1 protein-coding gene is annotated in these 495 nt (G+C 59.4%); it reads left to right on the top strand.

All coding sequences use genetic code 11. From position 1 onward, the window contains the following. Positions 1-202: 202 nt before the first annotated feature. Positions 203-495: hypothetical protein (locus J5M56_RS27095; RefSeq protein WP_279381845.1), on the top strand; the 293-nt coding region annotated here is incomplete at its 3' end.

The raw sequence follows: 495 nt of genomic DNA, 5'->3' as shown, positions 1-495 counted from the left end.
TGTGTACCTCGTCTTGGTTGGTTCATTTTGTTTGGTCGTGCGTGATCCGTGCGACTGAAAAGTCAGGCCTGTGACTGGTGACGTCGAGAACGTCGCAATCGGGCGTTTGGTGGTCGACAAACCCGTCGACAACGAGCGGATGTTGCGGTTGACGCTCGAATGACCGGCGGCCGCGTCAGTTGTGAATAAGGGCCCCGCGCTATTGGCCGAGGACAATCCCGTCGACGTGGAACTCGACAGCGACGCGACATTGCTATTGGTCGTGCTCAATCCGGTGGACAGCGAATTCAGGCCGGCAACCGTGGACGTCGACACCGACGCAACCGTGCTGTTCGTGGTCGACAAACCCGTCGACAACGAGCCGATGTTGCTGTTGGCGCTCGAAAGACCCGTCGACGTCGACGTGGACAGTGACGCCACCGCGCTATTGGCCGAGGACAACCCCGTCGACGTGGAACTCGACAGCGACGCGACATTGCTATTGGTCGTGCTCAA

The sequence above is a fragment of the Pseudomonas sp. 51_B genome (assembly GCF_017491595.1).
Lineage (GTDB): Bacteria > Pseudomonadota > Gammaproteobacteria > Pseudomonadales > Pseudomonadaceae > Aquipseudomonas > Aquipseudomonas promysalinigenes.
Note: the sequence above shows the minus strand (reverse complement) of the source record. Positions and strands in the feature narration are given on the sequence as shown.